16 protein-coding genes and 1 rRNA gene are annotated in these 18,189 nt (G+C 71.0%); 13 read left to right on the top strand and 4 right to left on the bottom strand.

What is annotated here, in order from left to right:
* The first annotated feature begins 94 nt into the window (after nucleotides 1–94).
* The 9 genes from ACZ607_RS21025 to ACZ607_RS20985 all read left to right on the top strand — a co-directional run bounded on the left by ACZ607_RS21025 (nucleotide 95) and on the right by ACZ607_RS20985 (nucleotide 11,561).
* On the top strand, nucleotides 95–2,668 hold the full coding sequence (locus ACZ607_RS21025) for a polysaccharide lyase family 8 super-sandwich domain-containing protein (protein WP_469736698.1): 2,574 nt from the start codon (nucleotides 95–97) through the stop codon (nucleotides 2,666–2,668).
* 61 nt (nucleotides 2,669–2,729) lie between these two features.
* Complete coding sequence (locus ACZ607_RS21020; RefSeq protein ID WP_469736696.1) at nucleotides 2,730–3,413, top strand: helix-turn-helix transcriptional regulator; 684 nt, start codon at nucleotides 2,730–2,732, stop codon at nucleotides 3,411–3,413.
* Between the two features lie 48 nt (nucleotides 3,414–3,461).
* Nucleotides 3,462–3,935 (top strand): DUF3291 domain-containing protein, encoded by a 474-nt coding sequence (locus ACZ607_RS21015; RefSeq protein ID WP_469736694.1) that lies wholly within the window; start codon nucleotides 3,462–3,464, stop codon nucleotides 3,933–3,935.
* Nucleotides 3,936–4,313: 378 nt separating this feature from the next.
* Nucleotides 4,314–4,622: a hypothetical protein gene (locus tag ACZ607_RS21010; RefSeq protein ID WP_014047394.1), complete on the top strand. Its 309-nt coding sequence runs from the start codon at nucleotides 4,314–4,316 to the stop codon at nucleotides 4,620–4,622.
* A 185-nt stretch (nucleotides 4,623–4,807) separates the two neighbouring features.
* Complete coding sequence (locus tag ACZ607_RS21005) at nucleotides 4,808–5,674, top strand: hypothetical protein (RefSeq protein WP_469736692.1); 867 nt, start codon at nucleotides 4,808–4,810, stop codon at nucleotides 5,672–5,674.
* Entirely contained in the window at nucleotides 5,664–6,992 is a 1,329-nt protein-coding gene (locus ACZ607_RS21000) for a hypothetical protein (RefSeq protein WP_469736690.1), read from the top strand. Before ACZ607_RS21005 ends, ACZ607_RS21000 begins: the two co-directional genes overlap by 11 nt.
* Entirely contained in the window at nucleotides 6,989–8,539 is a 1,551-nt protein-coding gene (locus ACZ607_RS20995; protein ID WP_469736688.1) for an SCO6880 family protein, read from the top strand. Before ACZ607_RS21000 ends, ACZ607_RS20995 begins: the two co-directional genes overlap by 4 nt.
* A gap of 18 nt (nucleotides 8,540–8,557) precedes the next feature.
* The gene (locus tag ACZ607_RS20990) at nucleotides 8,558–9,976 is read left to right on the top strand and encodes an ATP-binding protein (RefSeq protein ID WP_099174229.1); all 1,419 of its coding nucleotides are present in this window, start codon (nucleotides 8,558–8,560) and stop codon (nucleotides 9,974–9,976) included.
* A gap of 1 nt (nucleotide 9,977) precedes the next feature.
* On the top strand, nucleotides 9,978–11,561 hold the full coding sequence (locus ACZ607_RS20985; protein ID WP_469736685.1) for a P-loop NTPase family protein: 1,584 nt from the start codon (nucleotides 9,978–9,980) through the stop codon (nucleotides 11,559–11,561).
* 29 nt (nucleotides 11,562–11,590) lie between these two features.
* Here the strand turns inward: ACZ607_RS20985 and ACZ607_RS20980 are convergent, their stop codons facing one another.
* Nucleotides 11,591–12,157, bottom strand: coding sequence for a GNAT family N-acetyltransferase (locus tag ACZ607_RS20980; protein ID WP_469736683.1), 567 nt, complete (start codon nucleotides 12,155–12,157; stop codon nucleotides 11,591–11,593).
* A gap of 51 nt (nucleotides 12,158–12,208) precedes the next feature.
* Nucleotides 12,209–13,312, bottom strand: coding sequence for an FAD-dependent monooxygenase (locus ACZ607_RS20975; RefSeq protein ID WP_469736681.1), 1,104 nt, complete (start codon nucleotides 13,310–13,312; stop codon nucleotides 12,209–12,211).
* Between the two features lie 158 nt (nucleotides 13,313–13,470).
* Between ACZ607_RS20975 and ACZ607_RS20970 the strand changes: the two genes are divergently transcribed.
* From ACZ607_RS20970 to ACZ607_RS20960, 3 genes are all read left to right on the top strand, one after another.
* Nucleotides 13,471–14,460, top strand: coding sequence for a TetR/AcrR family transcriptional regulator C-terminal domain-containing protein (locus ACZ607_RS20970; protein WP_469736679.1), 990 nt, complete (start codon nucleotides 13,471–13,473; stop codon nucleotides 14,458–14,460).
* Nucleotides 14,461–14,639: 179 nt separating this feature from the next.
* Entirely contained in the window at nucleotides 14,640–15,917 is a 1,278-nt protein-coding gene (locus ACZ607_RS20965; RefSeq protein ID WP_469736677.1) for a sensor histidine kinase, read from the top strand.
* Entirely contained in the window at nucleotides 15,914–16,582 is a 669-nt protein-coding gene (locus tag ACZ607_RS20960; protein WP_469736675.1) for a response regulator, read from the top strand. Before ACZ607_RS20965 ends, ACZ607_RS20960 begins: the two co-directional genes overlap by 4 nt.
* 121 nt (nucleotides 16,583–16,703) lie before the next feature.
* On the opposite strand, the gene ACZ607_RS20955 is transcribed toward ACZ607_RS20960, so the two are convergent.
* On the bottom strand, nucleotides 16,704–17,075 hold the full coding sequence (locus ACZ607_RS20955) for a MerR family transcriptional regulator (RefSeq protein WP_469736673.1): 372 nt from the start codon (nucleotides 17,073–17,075) through the stop codon (nucleotides 16,704–16,706).
* 48 nt (nucleotides 17,076–17,123) lie between these two features.
* Here ACZ607_RS20955 and ACZ607_RS20950 point away from each other — a divergent pair, with 48 nt between their 5' ends.
* Entirely contained in the window at nucleotides 17,124–18,044 is a 921-nt protein-coding gene (locus ACZ607_RS20950; protein ID WP_469736671.1) for an NAD(P)H-binding protein, read from the top strand.
* Nucleotides 18,045–18,101: 57 nt separating this feature from the next.
* On the opposite strand, the gene rrf is transcribed toward ACZ607_RS20950, so the two are convergent.
* Nucleotides 18,102–18,189: ribosomal RNA gene (gene rrf, locus ACZ607_RS20945) — 5S ribosomal RNA — on the bottom strand; the annotation flags it as partial.

Genomic DNA, 18,189 nt, shown 5'->3' with positions numbered 1-18,189 from the left:
GTTCGGTCCGGGCCGTTGACACCGGCGAGAGGCCGTTGCTTGGCTGGGGCGCCGGGGGAACAAGCGCTTACGGGACGGACTTTGGAGCGTACTGGTGGAGTTCTCGCGTCGTTCCGCACTGTCCGTGATCCCCGCTGCCACGCTCTGGGCACTGTCCAGGTCCCTGCGGGCCGAGGCGGCGTCCCCGAGCGGGCCGGCCGTCCCCCCGGGCACCCCGCGGAGCTCGGGCGAGGCGTCAGCTGCCCTCCTCGCCAACACCGTCGCGGTCTTCGCCGGAACCGCTGATTCCAACGCCCGCCCCGAGGTCGCCCCCAAGCTCGCCGCTGTCCAGGAGACGGCGCGCGCCCGACTCGCGGCGATGGACGGCGCCGGACAGGACGAGCTCTTCGAGGGCGTACCGCTCGGCACCAGCGACCCCAACCTGAGCACGACGTACCAGTACCTCTACGAGATCGCCCTCGCCACCTGCCTCCCCGGCGCCCCCGGGCCGGGCGACAGCGCCGCCGTACGCCGCCGGGTCCTCGACGGCCTGGTCCGGCTCCACGACCGCTGGTTCGGCGACCAGTCGAAGGGCTACTACGGCAACTGGTTCCACTGGGAGATCGGGATCCCCGCCTATGTGACCAAGACCCTGGTCCTCCTCAGGGACGAGCTCCTGGCGTACCGGCCGGAACTCGCGGCCACGTACGTCGCCTCCATGGACGGCTACCTCCGCAACGGCAAGGACGGCGACGTCGACCTCGACTCGCGCTTCCACACCGGCGCCAACCTCGCCGACATCACGACCAACCGGATCCTCCAGGGCGCCCTGCTCGGCGACGAGGCCCGCATCACCAAGGCACTCGCCGACCAGCTGACCGTCTTCTCGACGATCGACCCCTACCGGCCGCGCCACGGAGTCACCGACGGCTTCTACGCCGACGGCTCCTTCGTCCAGCACTCCTCCGTCGCGTACACCGGCTCGTACGGCAAGGGACTGCTCACCCGGAGCGTCCAGACCATCAAGATCCTCGACGGCACCGGGTACCTCCCCGACGACGGCCTGGTCGGCGTCGTCCGGAGCTGGATCACCGACGGCTTCGCCCCGCTGATCTTCGAGGGCTGGATGATGGAGATCGTCAAGGGACGCGCGGTCTCCCGGACGGGCACGGGATACGCCGACGTCACGGCCGTCGTGGAGGCCGTCGTCGACCTCTCCTCGTACACCTCCGGCAGCGAGCGCGAGGCACTGGAGGGGTACGTCAAACACCTACGGCAGAGCGCGAAGGCGGACCTCGACACCACGGCGTTCGTCTCCCCGGTCAGCATCGCCAGCCACGCCGACATCCTGGAGTCGGCCGCACCCGCCAGGGACCTGGGCCCCGCCGCCTCGCACGCCGCGTTCAACGCGATGGACCGGACCGTCCACCGCCGCCCCGGCTACGCCTTCGCGCTCGCCCGCAGCTCCGACCGCATCAGTACGTACGAATACATGAGCGGCGAGAACCTGATGCCGTGGTTCCAGGGCGACGGCGCCCACTACCTGTACCTGTCGGGCGCGGACCAGCGGCAGGCGTACGGCGTCGACTACTTCACCGCCGTCCCGCCCCACCGCCTCGCCGGCGTCACCGCCCCCGTCGAGGAGCGGCGCACCGTCCCCGAGCTCTACGGCACCCTCTGGTACGACAACCCCGATCGCGGCTTCACCTCGTCCTCCGAGTCCCAGAACACGTACGTCTACTTCCCTCGCGGCACCCAGCCGTTCTCCGGCGGCGCCCGCCTCGGCGCCTACGGCGTGGCCGGATTCGTGCAGTCCGACGACGCCGCGTACGCCGCCCGGCAGGCGGGCACGCTGCCCGAGGACTTCGTGGCCTACCGCGCGGCCGGCGCCACCAGGTCGTGGTTCATGTTCGACGACGAGATCCTCGTGCTCTCCGCGGGCGTGACCGGCCTGGGCGGCCGCGCGGTGACCACCACGGTCGACAGCCGCATCGCCGATCCGGCCTCCCCCGTCTCCCTCACGGGCGGCCTCCGCGACGGATCGCCCTGGCGGCGGGGCGGGACCGCCCCGCCGGCCTGGCTCCGGTACGCCGACGAGGGACAGGGGACGGCGGTCGGTTACGTCTTCCTGTCCGGGCCGCCCCCGGTCGTCGCCCTCGACACGGTCACCCGCAGCCGGCGTCTCGTACGCCTCGCCAACCCGGACACGGCGGTGACGAAACAGCTCTTCACCCTGTCCTACGAGCAGGGCGCCGGGCAGCGTTCCACCGCCATGGCGCACGCCCTCGTCCCCCACGCCTCCGCGCGACAGCTGGCGTCCTACGCCCACGGTCCGCTCGCCGTCCTGTCCAACACGGCGCGTCTGCAGGCCGCGGTCCACACCCGCCTCGGCATCACCGCCGCCAACGCCTTCACGCTGGGGACGCACCAGGCGGGGCGCCTCTCGATCGACGGTCCGGCGTCGGTCGTGCTGCGCCGGACCGGGGGCGGCGCGTACTCCATCGCGGTGGCCGACCCCACGACGACGCGGCGCACGGTGTCGGTCACCCTCCACGGCCGGCCCCTGCGGCACGTATCGGCCGACGAAGGGGTCCGCGTCCGCCATGTGCCCGGCGGCACCCGGCTCGACGTCACCACCCACCACGCCTACGGCCGCAGCTTCACGGCGACGCTGACCGAGAGGCCCTGAGCTCCTGCCGCCGACGGCCGCCCCTGAAGCACCAACCGTCATTGGTCATAGAATTCCCGCTGTGAGCAGCAGCGAGGATTCCGCCCTTGAGGCGTTGGGCGTACTGGGCGATCCGGTGCGGCGCGGACTGTACCGGCACGTCGTCGGCACGCCGGGGGAGGTGGGCCGGGACGCGGCTGCCGAGGCGGCCGGGGTCTCCCGTTCGCTGGCCGCGTTCCATCTGGACAAGCTGGTCGAGGCAGGGCTGCTCGACGTCAGCTTCCGGCGGCTCTCGGGGCGCAGCGGGCCGGGGGCCGGGCGGCCCTCGAAGATGTACCGGCGGGCCGAGGGCGAGCACACCGTCTCCGTACCTCCCCGCTCCTACGACTCGGCGGGCCGGCTGCTCGCCGAGGTGGTGGAGCGTGCCGGGCTCGACGGGGAGCTGCAGGCGGCGGCACGGACGGCCGGGGAGGCCGAGGGACGCGCCTCGGAGGGCGGGAGCGATCCGGTCGAGGTCCTGCGGGCGCGCGGGTACGAGCCGTACTGGGACGGGGAGAAGCTGCGGCTGAACAACTGCCCGTTCCATGCGCTGGCGGATCAGTTCACCGCTCTGCTCTGCGGAATGAACCTGGCCGGGATCGAGGGGCTGCTCGCCGGACTGCCGGACGGCGAGGACTGGAAGGCGTCGATGGACCCCCTGCCGCGCGGGTGCTGCGTCGCCCTCGAAAGACGCCGGGAGGGGCGGGAGGACACCCCCGATCTCTAAAAAAGCATCCATTGACTTTAGAGAGTTCACCCGGGCATGCTTGCCCCCGTGAACGAATTCCACCTTGCCCAGGTCAACGTCGGACGCATACTCGCCCCGCTCGACAGCCCGCAGTTGGCCGGCTTCGTCGCCAACCTCCCGGAGATCAACGCCCTCGCCGACGCGGCACCCGGCTTCGTATGGCGCATGGTGGACGACGGCGGAGCCGACTCCACGAGCCTGCGCCCCCAGGACGACGACGACACGCTCCTGATCAACTGCTCGGTCTGGGAATCGGTCGAAGCCCTGCACGACTACACGTACCGCAGCGGACACCTCAAGATGCTGGCGCGCCGCCGCGAATGGTTCGAGCGTCTCGCCGAGTTCCACCACGCGATGTGGTGGGTGCCCGCCGGGCACCGCCCGAGCGTCGCGGAGGCGATGGAACGCATCGCCCTGATCCGCGAGAACGGCGAAGGACCCGAGGCGTTCACCTTCCGGGCCCCGCACCCGGCACCGAGCAGCTCGACGACGAGGCCCTGACCCTTCTCGCGTCGCGCCCCCCTGATCCCGGTACGACTTCAGGTCACCGCCCCGTCGACCGGCAGCCACCGGCGCACACAGGCTCTCGAACAGCGCGTACGAACACCCCGTGCCCCGTGAACGCACCAACCGGGGCCGGAACCATGGCCACCGTCGTTGCTAGCCGTCACACCGCGTGATACACAGAGTAACCATGCATATGCGGGCGGAACCTCACAGGAGCCGCAGGTCAGGGCGGCTCCTCCGGTCAAACGTGCGAGATCCGGGTAAAGAGACCCGGGAAGGCGTCGTGCGATGCCGGTTTCATCAGCGAAGATAGAGACCGACCCGTGTCGCACGGCGCGGGCTGCGAACTACCCAACAGGGGCGGTGACTTACATGATCCTGGCAGCTGAAAAGGGCGACATCACCACCATCATCGGCGGAATCGCCCCGAACTGGGGGCCGTTCGGCACCCTGGGCAACGAGGCGCGCATCATGATCGAGGTGGTGATGGCGGTCGCCATCCTGCTCTGTCTCGGCATCGCGATCTGGGGTGCGGCGAAGCAGCGCATCGGCGCGACGGCGCTGCGTGACACGTTCAGCGCGGAACAGGGCAAGGGCCTGATCGTGGCAGGGCTGACCGGGGTCTTCATCATCGGATCGCTGGGCACGCTGTTCACCATCGTGTACGGAATGGCTGTCTGACAGGCTGTCAGTCGGTCACCCCGCGCCGGGCCCCCACCCGTCCGCCCCACACCATCCGTCCGTCGTGCCCACCGGCAGAGGTTGCGTCCCCTGATGTCCAGTCACCACACCGCGCCCACGCGGAGACCAGCACCGCTACCGTCGTACCACGCGGAACTGCACACGGCTGAGGGGACGTACGCGGCATGAGCCAGGGCGACGAACGCGGCTACGGCGGCAACGAGCCGGGCCGCACGGACGACGCGTACAGCACCCTCGGCGGGACGCGCCAGACGCGCACGCGCCTGCCCGGAGGCGACGACGACGACGGCTACGGCCGCCGTCCGCCCGCCCGGAGCTCCCGCTCGCTGATCATGGTGGTGGGCGTGGTGGTCCTGCTGATCGCGGCGATCGCGTTCGCGAACCAGGGCGGGGGCCGGGGGGCGGACGGCGGCAACGAGAAGAAGCCCGACGCGGCGGGCGCAGGCCCCACGTCCGCGACGGGCACGAAGCCGGTCCAGGGCAAGAACGGCACGATCGCCTCGGGCTTCGCACATGACGAGCAGGGGGCGCAGAGCGCGGCGGCGAACTACGCGGTGGCGCTGGGGTCGGCGGACATGTTCGAGAAGACGAAACGTGACGGCATCCTTCAGACCACCCACGACCCCGCTGTCGTCGCTGCTCTCCAGGCAGACATGGGTAACGCGTATACGCCCGACTTCCTCGCGAACGTCGGACTGAACGAGGACGGCAGCACACCCGACGGACTGACGTTCGTCTCCAGAACCATTCCGGTGGGAACGAAGGTGACAGCCCAGGGCACGGACGCCGCGACCGTCGAGGTCTGGTGCACCGGCCTCGTGGGCATGGCAGGTCAGGGCTCCACCAAGCCTGTCACCGCCACATGGTTCACCATCACCGAGAAGCTCAAGTGGATCGGTGACGACTGGAAGATCGAGTCGTCCAGCCAGGCTGAGGGACCGACACCCGTCAACGGGGACAACCGTGCCTCGACCGCGGACGACATCGCCGGTGCGGTTCAGGGATACGGAGGCTTCACCTATGCCCGATGACCGCCGGCTCCGAGCTCTCTCGCTCGCCGGAATCCTGGGAAGCCTCCCGGTCGCGATGATCGCCCTGGCATCCCGCGCCTACGCGGCACCCTCGCCGACTCCATCACCGAGCACCAGCGACAACCCCTGCGATCTCATCGTCGGACTCGCCAAGGACTACTGCGAGGACGGCGAAGGCGCAGCCCGCAACGCCCCCACCGTCACCGACGACGCCCTGGACCCCCTGAGCTCCCTCGCCAAGGGCTGCGCCGACGCCGCCGCCTACCTCGTCGGCAAGCTCAGCGAGGCCGTCGAGAGCACAGCCACCGTCGACTTCACCAACTCCACCTTCCGTACCCAGTACGCCGTCGTCTTCGCCGCGTCCACCATCCTCACCCTGGTCCTCTGGCTCTTCGCCGTCGCCAAGCGCGCGATCAGGGGCGTCCCGTTCACCACCGCGATCTCCGAGGCCATCGGCTTCCTCTGGCTCACCGTCCTGGCCTCCGCCTTCACCCCGCTCATCCTGTACGTGGTCGTCTCGGCCACCGACGGCGTCACCGAGGTCATCTCCACCGCCACAGGTGGGCAGACCGACGTCTTCTTCGGGTCGTTCGCCGAGGCGCTCAAGAAGGGCACCGACATCGGCGGCGGCCCCATCATGCTGATCGTCGTCTCGCTCGTGTCGATCCTCGCCGCCGGCATCCTGTGGCTGGAGCTCGTGATCCGGGCCGCCCTGCTCTACGTGGGCGCCCTGCTGGGCGTCGTCGTGTACTCCGGGCTCGTCGACAAGAACATGTGGGGCCACGTCCGCCGCTGGGCGGGCATCATGATCGCCGTGATCATGGTGAAGCCCGTCATCGTCATCGTGCTCGGCCTCGCCAACGCCCTCTCCGCCGACGACGGCCCCAACGCCTTCTCGGCCGTCGTGTCCGGCCTCGCCATCATCCTGCTGGCCATCTTCGCCTCCGCCATGATCTACCGCTTCGTCCCCGGCTTCGGCGACGAGATCCAGGGAGCCCGCACCAACCGCAAGCAGGCCACCGACGGCTCCCAGGCCGCCGCGATGATCAGCTCGCCCGCCGCCCTCGTCTCCCAGGGCATCAAGACGCACAGCGGCCGCAGCGGCGGCGGTGAAGGCGGAGGCGGCGGTGCCCGGCCCGCCAACCCGGTCAGCGGCGGAGTCGCCGCCCACAGCTCCCGTAACCCGGGCGGAGGCGGAAGCGCGCCCTCGCCCCGCAGCGGGTCCGGACCCACCTCCGGCACCCCGCACGGCAGCCGCTCCCCGCGAGGCGGTTCAGGCAGCACAGGTAACACGAGCACAGGAGGGGGAGGGCGTTGACGACCCAGTCCCACACGATCGCGCCCCGCCGCACGTATCTCATCGGCCGCGCCCGGCCGAACGCGATCGTCGGCAAGAACCGTGAGACGGGCGAGATCGCGCTGATCATCGCCGGAGCGTTCCTCGGCATGATGAGCGGACTCCTCGTCCCGGTCCTCTCCCTGCGGATCGTGACGCTGATGGGCTTCCCCCTGCTGGCCCTGGCCGTCGTGTACGTCCCCTACAAGGGCCGCACCTTCTACAAATGGTTCGAGATCAACCGCAGCTTCAAGCGCACCCTGCGCCGAGGCACCGCCTACCGTTCCGCCGCCATGGAGGCCGGGGTCGGTTCCGACGGGCGTGAGGTGGAGATCGGGCCGCCGCCCGGCATCGGGCGGATCAGCTGGCTCGCCGCACCGTTCGGCCCGGACGAGATCGCCGTACTGCTGCACGCCGACCGGCGTACGGTCACCGCGGCCATCGAGATCGAGGGCCCCGGTGTCGGCCTGCGCGACAGCGAGGACCAGGAGGCCCTGGTCGACCGCTTCGGCACCCTGCTCAAGCACGTGGCCAACGGCGACGGCTTCGTGACCCGGCTCCAGATGCTGGCCCGTACGCTGCCCGCCGACCCCGACGCCCACGCCAAGGACGTCGCCCAGCGCGGTGACAGGAACGCCCCGGGCTGGCTCCAGGACTCCTACGACCAGCTCCAGTCGATGGTGTCCACCTCCAGCGAGCAGCACCGCGCCTACCTCGTCGCCTGCATGCACTACAGCCGCGACCTGGCCGCCGAGGCCAACGCCATGGCCCGCGCGGCCCGGCCCAAGGGCGGCCGCAGGATCGACCGCGACGCGGGGCTCGCCGTCGTCATGGCACGCGAGCTCACCGACATCTGCGCCCGCCTCGCCGAGGCCGACATCCGGGTCCGCCAGCCGCTCGGCCAGAGCCGGCTCGCCTCCCTGGTGCACTCGATGTACGACCCGGACCACCCCATCGACCACATCCAGGCGATGACGAAGCGCAACGCCTGGCCGGCCGAACTGGACGCGGTCGAGCCGACCTTCCTCCAGGCCAAGACCCGTGAGTCGACGACGCGCGCCCCCTGGTGCCACGCGACGGCCTGGGTGAAGGAGTGGCCGATGACCCCGGTCGGCGTCAACTTCCTGGCCCCCCTCCTCGTCCACACGCCCGACGTGATCCGCACGGTCGCGGTCACCATGGACCTCGAACCCACCGAGATCGCCATCGAGCGGATGCTCACGGAGAAGACCAACGACGACGCCGAGGCCAGCCGCCAGGCCAAGATGAACCGCACGGTCGACCCGCGCGACATCGCCGCCCACGGCAGGCTCGACCAGCGGGGTGAAGATCTGGCGAGCGGCGCCGCCGGGGTGAACCTGGTGGGGTACATCACCGTGTCGTCCCGGTCCCCCGAGGCGCTCGCCCGCGACAAGCGGACGATCCGGGCCTCGGCCGGCAAGTCGTATCTGAAGCTGGAGTGGTGCGACCGGGAGCACCACCGGGCGTTCGTGAACACCTTGCCGTTCGCCACCGGCATCCGTCGCTAACGAGAGGGCAGTCACGCCATGCGAGATCCGCTGTCCGCGTTGTCGGATGCCTTCACCGGTTTCCTCTTCGGAAACGTGGAGACCACCCGGCTTCCGGTGCGTACGTCGACGGGCCAGGCCCAGGCCGTCTACCTGCCGACCGCCGCGCCCGGCCTCGGCGACTCCGGCGTGATCATCGGGCGTGAGGTGTACTCGGGCAAGGGCTACATCTACGACCCGTTCCAGCTGTACGGGCAGCAGCTCCCCGCCCCGCACTGGCTGGTGCTCGGCGAGTCCGGCAACGGGAAGTCGGCGCTGGAGAAGACGTACGTGCTCCGCCAGCTCCGCTTCCGCGACCGCCAGGTCGTCGTCCTGGACGCGCAGGGCGAGGACGGCGTCGGCGAGTGGAACCTCATCGCCCAGGAGCTGGGCATCACGCCCATCCGCCTCGACCCGACCGCCGCGCTGAACGACGGGATCCGGCTCAACCCGCTCGACCCGTCGATCACCACGACCGGCCAGCTCGCCCTGCTCCGTACGATCATCGAGGTCGCCATGGGCCATGGCCTCGACGAACGGTCCGGCTTCGCGCTCAAGGTCGCCCACGCCTACGTCAACGACACCATCGTCGACCGCCAGCCGGTCCTCATGGACATCGTGGAGCAGCTCCGCCACCCGAAGCCCGAGTCCGCCGAAGCGATGAACGTCGACATAGACGACGTACGGGCCTGGGGCCTGGACGTCGCCCTCGTCCTGGACCGGCTCGTCGACGGTGACCTGCGCGGCATGTTCGACGGCCCGACCACGATCGGCATCGACCTCGACGCCCCGCTGATCGTCTTCGACCTCTCGCACATCGACCGCAACTCCATCGCGATGCCGATCCTCATGGCGATCGTCGGCGTGTGGCTGGAGCACACCTGGATCAGGCCCGACCGGAAGAAGCGCATCTTCCTCGTCGAGGAGGCCTGGCACATCATCAACTCCCCGTTCGTCGCCCAGCTCTTCCAGCGCCTGCTGAAGTTCGGCCGACGCCTCGGGCTGTCCTTCGTCGCGGTCGTCCACCACCTCAGCGACGTCGTCGACGGAGCCGCGGCGAAGGAAGCGGCGGCCATCCTGAAGATGGCCTCCACCCGCACGATCTACGCCCAGAAGGCGGACGAGGCGAGAGCGACTGGCAAGGTCATCGGTCTGCCCCGATGGGCCGTCGAGATCATCCCGACCCTCACCCCGGGTATCGCCGTATGGGACGTCAACGGCAATGTGCAGGTCGTCAAACACCTGATCACCGAGGCGGAACGCCCCCTGGTCTTCACCGACCGCGCGATGACCGAGGGGTCCGCGGTGGACCTCCTCCCCGAGGACGTACGGGCCGCGGAGCTGGAGGCGGAGCAGCGGGCGGCGCGGATCGAGCACCAGCAACGGCTGAACGAGTCGTCCGAGTCAACGGTGGCATGACATGGCACGCCAGGCACCAACCGGTCCGGGGCGCGGCGGCGAGGGCCAGGGCGGCGTCCCCGACGGCCTGCTGATCGGGCTCCTGGTCTTCCTCTTCGGGCTGACGGTCCTGGCCTGGACGGCCACCGGCCTGGCGGGACTGTTCGCCCACGGGGCCTGGCCGGACGGCGTCACGTTCACCCGAACACCGCTGGCCCTGCGCGCCCTGGCCGGTGACCCGACGGACCTGCCGGGCGCCTGGCCGGACACCCCGCCGGGCGCACTCTCCGGATACGGGCTGTTCTGGGGCCTGTTCATCGGCGAAGTGATGGTGCTGCTGGTCCTCACGGTGTTCGTGGTGGGCGTGGTGACGCGTTGGCGGCTGGTCCGCCGACAGAAGGGCGCGGGCCCGGCACCGTACGAGCCCGAGCAGGGCCCCGTACACGCCGATGCCGCTCCCCAGTACCCCACCCGGGAGCCGGCACCCACCGGGATGCCCCGGGCACCCGCGCCGCCGCCCGCCGAAGCCCCGGCACCCGCACCCCTTTACGCACAGGAGCCGGCCGGCCTGGAGCAGGCCGCACAGGAGCCGGCCGCGCAGAGGACCGAGACGGCCGCCGTGCCCCTCGTCGCGTACGCGCAGGAGGCCGCTCCCCTGCTCCCCACGCCCCGTACCCCGCACGTCCTGTACGGCGCCTCGGCCACCCGCCGCCCCGCCGTCGTCCAGGCCATCCGGGAGGCCGACGGGCCCGCCCTCGTCGTGACCTCCGACCCCACGGTCTGGGCCGAGACGAAGGACGCCCGCAGCAAGCTCGGCCCGGTCCTCGTCTACGACCCGGGCCACCTCTGCGACACCCCCGCCCGGCTCCACTGGTCTCCCGTCGCCGGCTGCGAGGACCCCGCCGTCGCGGCGGACAGGGCCGCCGCACTGCTGGCACCCGTACGCCCCCTGGCCAGGGCCGACGCGGCCGTAGCCGATACCGCGCTGACCCTGCTCCGGTGCTGGCTGCACGCCGCAGCCGTGGACGGCCGCCCCTTCCGCCAGGTGCACCGCTGGGCCTCCGGCTCAGGCGGCCACGAACCGGTCCGTGTGCTCCGTACGCACCCCAAGGCGGCCTCCGGGCTCGCCGGGCTCCTGGAGTCGGCGCTCACCGCGTACCCCGAACGACGGGAGATGGCGCAGGAGCTGACGGTCCGTGCTTTCGAGGCGCTCTCCTCCGTCCACATCCGTGAGGCGTGCACACCCAACCGAGCCGATGCGCTCGTGCTGGATTCTTTTGCACGCGAAGGGGGAACGCTCTATGTGGTCGGTGAACCCATCGAGGATCCTCACCACCACCCCGGTGCGATGCCCCTGCTCACCGCACTCGCCTCGCACGTGGTCGAGCACGGCCGCCGCATGGCCGCACGGTCAACCGACGGTCGGCTCGACCCACCAATGTCCCTCGTCCTCGACGACGTGGCGGCGGTGGCTCCGCTCCCCCAGCTGCCGGAGCTGCTGACGCCCGGCCAGGACCAGGGGATGCCCGCCCTGGTCCTGCTCCGCTCCGAGGAACAGGCCCGCGCCCGCTGGCGGGAACGCCTGCCGGCACCCGGGCCCGGCTGACACCACCGCCGGCCTCGGCCCCCGCGCCGCTACCGGCCCCGCCCCGCCGGACGCCGGACCTCGAACTCCAGCTCCAGGGCCGTCGGGTCGCCCTCCATCGGGATCGTCCGTCCGGTCGGGACGAAACCGATCCGACGATAGGAGGCCTCGGCCCGGGCGTTGGCCTCGTGGACGTACAGCCGCACCCGTTCCAGCGGCGGTCCGGCCAACGACCAGGACCAGTCGATCGCCTCCCGGAACAGCGCGTCGACCACCCCGCGCCCCCGGTGGCCCGGCCGGACGAACACTCCCACCAGGTGCGCCTGGTCGACCTCCGCGGCCTCCCCGAAGCCCGGCTCGCCGGCCGTCCGCTCGACGAGCACCGACGCCGTCCCCGCCCACTGTCCGTCAGGCGCCTCGGCGATGAACTGCCGGCCGTGCTCCCCCGCCGCGGCCCCCGCCGTCCGCTCCTGCCAGAACACGTCGGGCTTGGTCAGCGCCTGCTCGTACGTCTCCAGGAAGGCGATCGAGGCGACCGGATCCCGCAGCGCCGCCAGCCGGATCTCCCTGGCCCGCGCCCACTCCTCTGCCCGCACCGCACGTACGACGTAGTCCATCAGCCGATCGTGCCCTGCCGCCCCCACCACGGCAAACGAGAAACGGACCTGTCAGCCGTCCAGCGAAAGGGCGTTCTTGGCGTGCTCCACGGAGGCCTCGGAGGCGGGCGCTCCCGGGTTCTCGGTCGCCAGCGACTGGTTCAGCGCGACGAAGTCCCGCATCCGCTCCTCGTAGCGGGCGTAGGCCGCCGCGTGGTCGTCCGGCGCCTCGGCCAGGGAGGCGGCCAGCACATGAGCGCCCGCGAGCGCCAGGCTGGTGCCCTGCCCCGAGAGCGGGGAAGGGCAGTAGCCGGCGTCGCCGAGCAGGGCCACCCGGCCCTTCGACCAGCGGTCCATCCGGATCTGCGCCATGGCGTCGCAGTAGAAGTCGGGGGCGTTGAGCGCCGCCTCGGCCAGCCGCTTCCCCTCCCACCGCAGGGAAGTGAGCTTCTCCACGATGGTGCGGCGCAGCGCTTCGGCGTCCCGGGGCAGCGGCTCCGACCCGAATCCGAACGCCACCCGCAGCTCGGTGTTGTCGCGTACGGCCATGATGCCGTAGCCGATGTCGCCGTCGCTCAGCCAGACCTGCCAGTCCTCCAGCCCCATGAAGTTGTCCGCGCTGAACACCGACAGATAGCTGCCCAGGTGGTGCGAGAAGCGCTCCTCGGGTCCGAACGCCAGCCGTCGTACGGTCGAATGCAGGCCGTCGGCGCCGATGACGAGGTCGAACGTGCGGGACTCCGCACGTTCGAAGTCCACCCGCACACCCGTCCCGTCCTCGTCGTCGAGCGCCGTGATGGTGTCCCCGAAGAGGTACTCCACGTCCTCACGGGTGCGCTCGTACACCAGCCGGACCAGGTCCTCGCGCAGCAGCTCGATGTCATCGCTGTCCAGCCGGCCGCTGCTGTAGGTGGCCTCGGTGGAGCGGCTGATCTCCTTCCCGTCGGCGTCGAGGACCGACATGCCCCGCATACGGGTACGGACCCGTCTCGCCGGTTCCAGCAGGCCCATCCGCTCGATCACGTCGAGGGCGACCCCCCGGACGTCCACGGCCTGCCCGCCGGGCCGCAGCCCCGGCCCGCGCTCGACGACGGTGACCGCGAAGCCGTGCCGGTGCAGCCAGAAGGCGAGAGCGGGACCGGCGATGCCTCCGCCGGAGATGAGAACAGTGCGCATCAGAAGCTCCTCTCGGTACGGTGTACTCACTGAACGTACGGTGTACGCACCGCGATCACCAGCACGCCGATCAGCGTTCTGCACTAGGACAGTTGAGCATCACCGACCATCGCCCCCGCTAGGCTCTGCCCTAGTACAGAGGAGAAGAGGCCCCGCACGTGACGAACGCCACAGGAGCCAAGGACGAGCCGCCGTATCTGCGCATCGCCGCCGAGATCCGCCGACGCGTCGAAGAAGGCGAACTCGCCCCGGGAGAGCGGGTCCCCTCCACCCGAGGAATCGCCAGGGAGTGGGGCGTCGCGCTCGCCACCGCCACCAAGGCCCTGACCCACCTCCGCCTGGAGGGCACCGTCGAGACGAAACCGCGCGTGGGCACCGTCGTGGCCGCCGCCGGCACGACACCCCCCGGCCGCCGCACCCCGCCCTCCGGCACCCCCACGGCCCCGCCCCCGGGACGGCCCGGCGAGCAGGAACTGACCCTGGACCGGATCGTGCGCACCGCCATCGACATCGCGGACACCGAAGGACTCCAGGCTCTCTCCATGCGCGGGGTCGCCGCCCGGCTCGGCGTCGCCGCCATGTCGCCCTACCGGTACGTCACCGGCAAGGACGACCTGATCCTGCTGATGGCGGACACCGCGTTCGGCGAGCAGACCTACCCGGCCACGGCCCCGGACGGCTGGCGCGCCCGCCTCGAACTGGGCGCACGCACCCTCTGGTCCCTGCACCGGCGCCACCCCTGGCTCGCCCAGCTCTCGTCCCTCACCCGCCCCCTGCTCCTCCCCAATCTGCTGGTCCACGGCGAATGGTCGCTGAGCGCCCTCGACGGGCACGGCCTGGACACCACCGAACTGTTCGACATGCACGTCCTGCTCTTCAGCCACGTCCAGGGGCTGGCGGTCCACCTGGAACGGGAGGCACAGGCCGAAGCGGCCACCGGCCAGTCCGACGAGCAGTGGATGGACAGCCGCGCGCACACACTCCAGGAGCTGATCGACTCCGGTCACTTCCCGACCTTCACGAAGGTCGTCAGCTCCTTCCACGACGGCTACGATCTCCGCCTCGACACACTCTTCGAGCTCGGCCTCAAAGCCCTCCTCGACGGGCTGGCACCGGTCGTCGAAGGCGGGAGCCGGCCCCGTGGATAACGCGCGCCCGGCCGTCGTACCCCGGTACTACGGCCGCCCCCACCGCCGGCCCCCGGTCGGACGACCGGGAGGCCCCCGCTCCGTAGCGTCGACCCCATGATCAGGGCAGACGAACCCACCGAGCGGCGCGGGGGCGGCACGGCCATGCACGGACCGGCATACGGAGGAGGGTGGACAGGGTGAGCGACGGACAGGACCCGTACGGCGGCCATCCCGCCCCGGGCGAAGCCCCGCTGACCCCGTACATCCAGGCACTCATCCAGCGGCTCCGCGCGCTCGACCGCCGCCGCCCGCTGCTGTGGGACCTCACGGTCACCGGATTCTGGGTCCTGTTCGCGGTGCTCGACTACAGCACCGGCGGGTGGCGCACGGTCGCCCGCAACGTCGAGGCACCGGAGCCCCTGGTCCTGCTCATGAGCCTCTGCTTCTCCGTGCCCCTGCTGTGGCGCCGCAGCAGGCCCCTCACCGTCCTCGTCCTGATGGCCCCCGTCTCGCTGGTCAACATCTGGACGGGCGCCGTCGTCCAGGCCGCCTTCCTCCAGCTGATCCCCGCCTACACGATCGCCCTGCGCCTGCCCCTCAGGGCCCTGGCCTGGTCGGCCGTGCTGATGTGCCTGCCCGCGGCGGCCGGCGCGATCCGGATACCGGGGACCGCGGACCGGCAACTCGTCTCCTACCTCTGGGGGTTCGCCTTCGTCGCACTGCTCGGCATCGCCGTACGCACCCGCCGCGAGTACACCGAGGCCCTCGTCGAGCGCGCCCACCGGCTCGAACGCGAACGTGACCAGCAGGCCCAGCTCGCCGCGGCCGCCGAACGGGCCCGTATCGCCCGCGAGATGCACGACATCATCGGGCACAACCTGTCCGTCATCACCGGACTGGCCGACGGCGGGGCGTACGCGGCGGCCAAGAGCCCCGAGCGAGCGGGCCAGGCCCTCGAAGCCATCGGCACCACGAGCCGCCAGGCCCTGGCCGAGCTACGGCGCGTACTCGGCGTCCTGCGCGAACCGGCCCCGGCCGCCGACCTGTCGCCCCAGCCCTCACTCGACGACCTGGACACCCTGCTCACCCGCGTACGGGAAGCGGGACTGCCCGTACACCTCACCGTCCACGGCACCCCGCCGCCCGCCCCTGCCTCGCCCGGCCGGCAGCTCGCCGTCTACCGCGTGGTCCAGGAGTCCCTCACCAACACCCTGAAACACGCGGGCCCGCACGCAACGGCCGAGGTCACCCTCACCTACAGCGACACCGGTCTTGAGGTGCGGACCACCGACTCCGGCGGCCGGCCGCAGACACCGGAAGGCACGAACCCCGGCGGGGATCCTGTCGGCGGACGGGGCATCAGCGGCATGCGCGAGCGCGCGTCGCTCTACAACGGCACACTCGAAGCGGCCCGGCTCCCCGCCGGCGGCTGGCAGACACGACTCCGCCTTCCCCTGGAGGACGCACCCCCGTGACCACGGTACTCATCGCCGACGACCAGCCCATGCAGCGCTTCGGCTTCCGCATGCTGCTGGAGAGCCAGGACGACATGACCGTCGTCGGTGAGGCGGGCAACGGCACGGAGGCGGTCGGCCTGGTCGCCCGCCACCACCCGGACGTCGTGCTGATGGACATCCGCATGCCGGAGCTCGACGGCATCGAGGCGACGCGCCGCATCATCACGTCGGGAGCCCGCACCAGGGTCCTCATCGTGACGACGTTCGACCTGGACGCGTACGCGTACGACGGCCTGCGGGCCGGCGCGAGCGGCTTCCTCGTCAAGGACGCGCTCCCGGAGGAACTCCTCGCAGGCATACGCGCCGTGGCGAGCGGCGACGCGGTCGTCGCCCCGAGCCTCACCCGCCGGCTCCTGGACGCCTACGTCCACCACCTCCCTGCGGCACCGGGCGACGTCCCGCTCGCCGCGGACCCGCGCATCGCGTCACTCACGGAACGGGAGAGGGAGATCCTCACGGTCGTCGGGCAGGGCTGGACGAACACCGAGATCGCCCAGCGCCTCCACCTCGCGGAATCCACGGTGAAGACGCACATCACCCGCATCCTCGCCAAGACAGGATCCAGGGACCGCATCCAGGCCGTGATCCTGGCGTACGACACCCGCCTGGTGAACGCCCGCTAGAGGGCCCTCCGTGGGCCGGCGAGGGCGGTTCGGTGGTGCGGTGTTCGGTGATGCGGTGCTCGGTGATGCGGTGGTGCGCTGGTGTCATCCCGGGGCGCGACCGGCCCGCACGCCGAGCGGCTCAGGTCTCGCGGACGAACGTCGAGCAGTCCGGACAGTCGTCGAGGTACCGATGCCGGCAGTCCACGGTGTGCTGGAGGAAGGTGATGGCCTGCCGTCTGGCCAGGACCTCGCCTTCGAGGGCGGCGATCTTCCGCGCCACGACCGCCTGCGCCTGGGACTTCACCGGAACCATGGCGGCGACGATCTCCGGCAACGACAGCCCCACACGCCGCAGTTTCAGCACCGTGCGCGCCTGTTCGAGCGCGCGGTCGTCGAAGACGCGGTAGCCGTTGCCGTCGCGGTGCACGGAGAGCGCGCCGGCCTGTTCCCAGTGCCGGAGCACATGAGCCTCTGTCCCGAGCTCTGCGGCGGCTTCCCCGATCGTCCTCACGATGCGCGCCTTGCCTTCATGCCGACGTGAACCCCTACCGTCCCCAATATGCCTGAACCCACGCCCTCCACGGGCTCCCTTCAGAAGTCGTCGGTCCTGGTCACCGGGGCGACCGGCAACCTCGGCCGTGAGGTGGTCGACCGGCTCCGGGCACGGGACGCGCGGGTGCGCGCGCTCTCCCGCCGCGGTGCCGCCCCACGTCCGGGAGTCGAGTCGATGACCGCGGACCTGACCGACCCCGCGGCGGCCCGCGCCGCATTGACGGATATCGACACCGTGTTCCTCGTCTGGCCGCTCCTCGACACCGCCCGCGCCCATGACCTGATCGAGGTACTCACCGAGGCGGCGCCCCGAATAATCCAGGTGTCCTCGGCCGCGATCGATGACGGGGCCGCCCGCCAGAGCGACCCCATCGTCCAGGTGCACGCGGACATGGAGGCACTGCTTCACGAGGCCGGACTGCGACCCGTCGTCCTGCGCTGCGACACCCTGGCCTCCAACACCCGTGGCTGGGCAGGCCAGGTGAGAGCGGGAGAGGTGGTGGCCGGCCCGGACATCGCCCGTACAGCCGTGGTCGACGAGCGCGACGTCGCCGACGCGGCCGTTGCCGCCGTGCAGGGCGTACAAGGGGTACAAGGCGTACAGGACGTGCAGGACGTGCAGGCGAGCGAACTGGACGACATGACGTATGTGCTGACGGGCCCCGAGCCACTCAGTCGCGCCGACCAGGTGGGCCTTCTCGGAGCCGCCCTCCGGCGCCCTCTGCGCTTCGAAGCGGTCCCCGCAGAGCTCGCCCGCGCCCGCATGCTCGCCGACGGGCGCCCGGAACAACTGGTGGAGGCCCTGATCGCCGCATCGCTCCACCGACCGGACTCGCACCGCGTCACCGACCACGTCCAGCGCCTCACCGGACGACCACCCGGCACCTTCGCCCGATGGGCCCTCGACCACGCGGCCGAATTCAACTAAGCTGTAAACGCAGAAAAGCCCCGTGCCACAAGGGCACGGGGCTTTCCCGGAATAATTGTTCGGCGGCGTCCTACTCTCCCACAGGGTCCCCCCTGCAGTACCATCGGCGCTGAAAGGCTTAGCTTCCGGGTTCGGAATGTAACCG

Source organism: Streptomyces sp. NPDC104381, from assembly GCF_055583745.1.
Note: the sequence above shows the minus strand (reverse complement) of the source record. Positions and strands in the feature narration are given on the sequence as shown.

What these genes read in the sequence shown, in the direction of transcription:
- ACZ607_RS20950 (WP_469736671.1), top strand. Translation starts at nt 17,124, where the DNA reads ATGCCTGAACCCACGCCCTCCACGGGCTCCCTTCAGAAGTCGTCGGTC.
- ACZ607_RS21005 (WP_469736692.1), top strand. Translation starts at nt 4,808, where the DNA reads ATGAGCCAGGGCGACGAACGCGGCTACGGCGGCAACGAGCCGGGCCGC.
- ACZ607_RS20990 (WP_099174229.1), top strand. Translation starts at nt 8,558, where the DNA reads ATGCGAGATCCGCTGTCCGCGTTGTCGGATGCCTTCACCGGTTTCCTC.
- ACZ607_RS20980 (WP_469736683.1), bottom strand. Translation starts at nt 12,157, where the DNA reads ATGGACTACGTCGTACGTGCGGTGCGGGCAGAGGAGTGGGCGCGGGCC.
- ACZ607_RS21000 (WP_469736690.1), top strand. Translation starts at nt 5,664, where the DNA reads ATGCCCGATGACCGCCGGCTCCGAGCTCTCTCGCTCGCCGGAATCCTG.
- ACZ607_RS21010 (WP_014047394.1), top strand. Translation starts at nt 4,314, where the DNA reads ATGATCCTGGCAGCTGAAAAGGGCGACATCACCACCATCATCGGCGGA.
- ACZ607_RS20975 (WP_469736681.1), bottom strand. Translation starts at nt 13,312, where the DNA reads ATGCGCACTGTTCTCATCTCCGGCGGAGGCATCGCCGGTCCCGCTCTC.
- ACZ607_RS20985 (WP_469736685.1), top strand. Translation starts at nt 9,978, where the DNA reads ATGGCACGCCAGGCACCAACCGGTCCGGGGCGCGGCGGCGAGGGCCAG.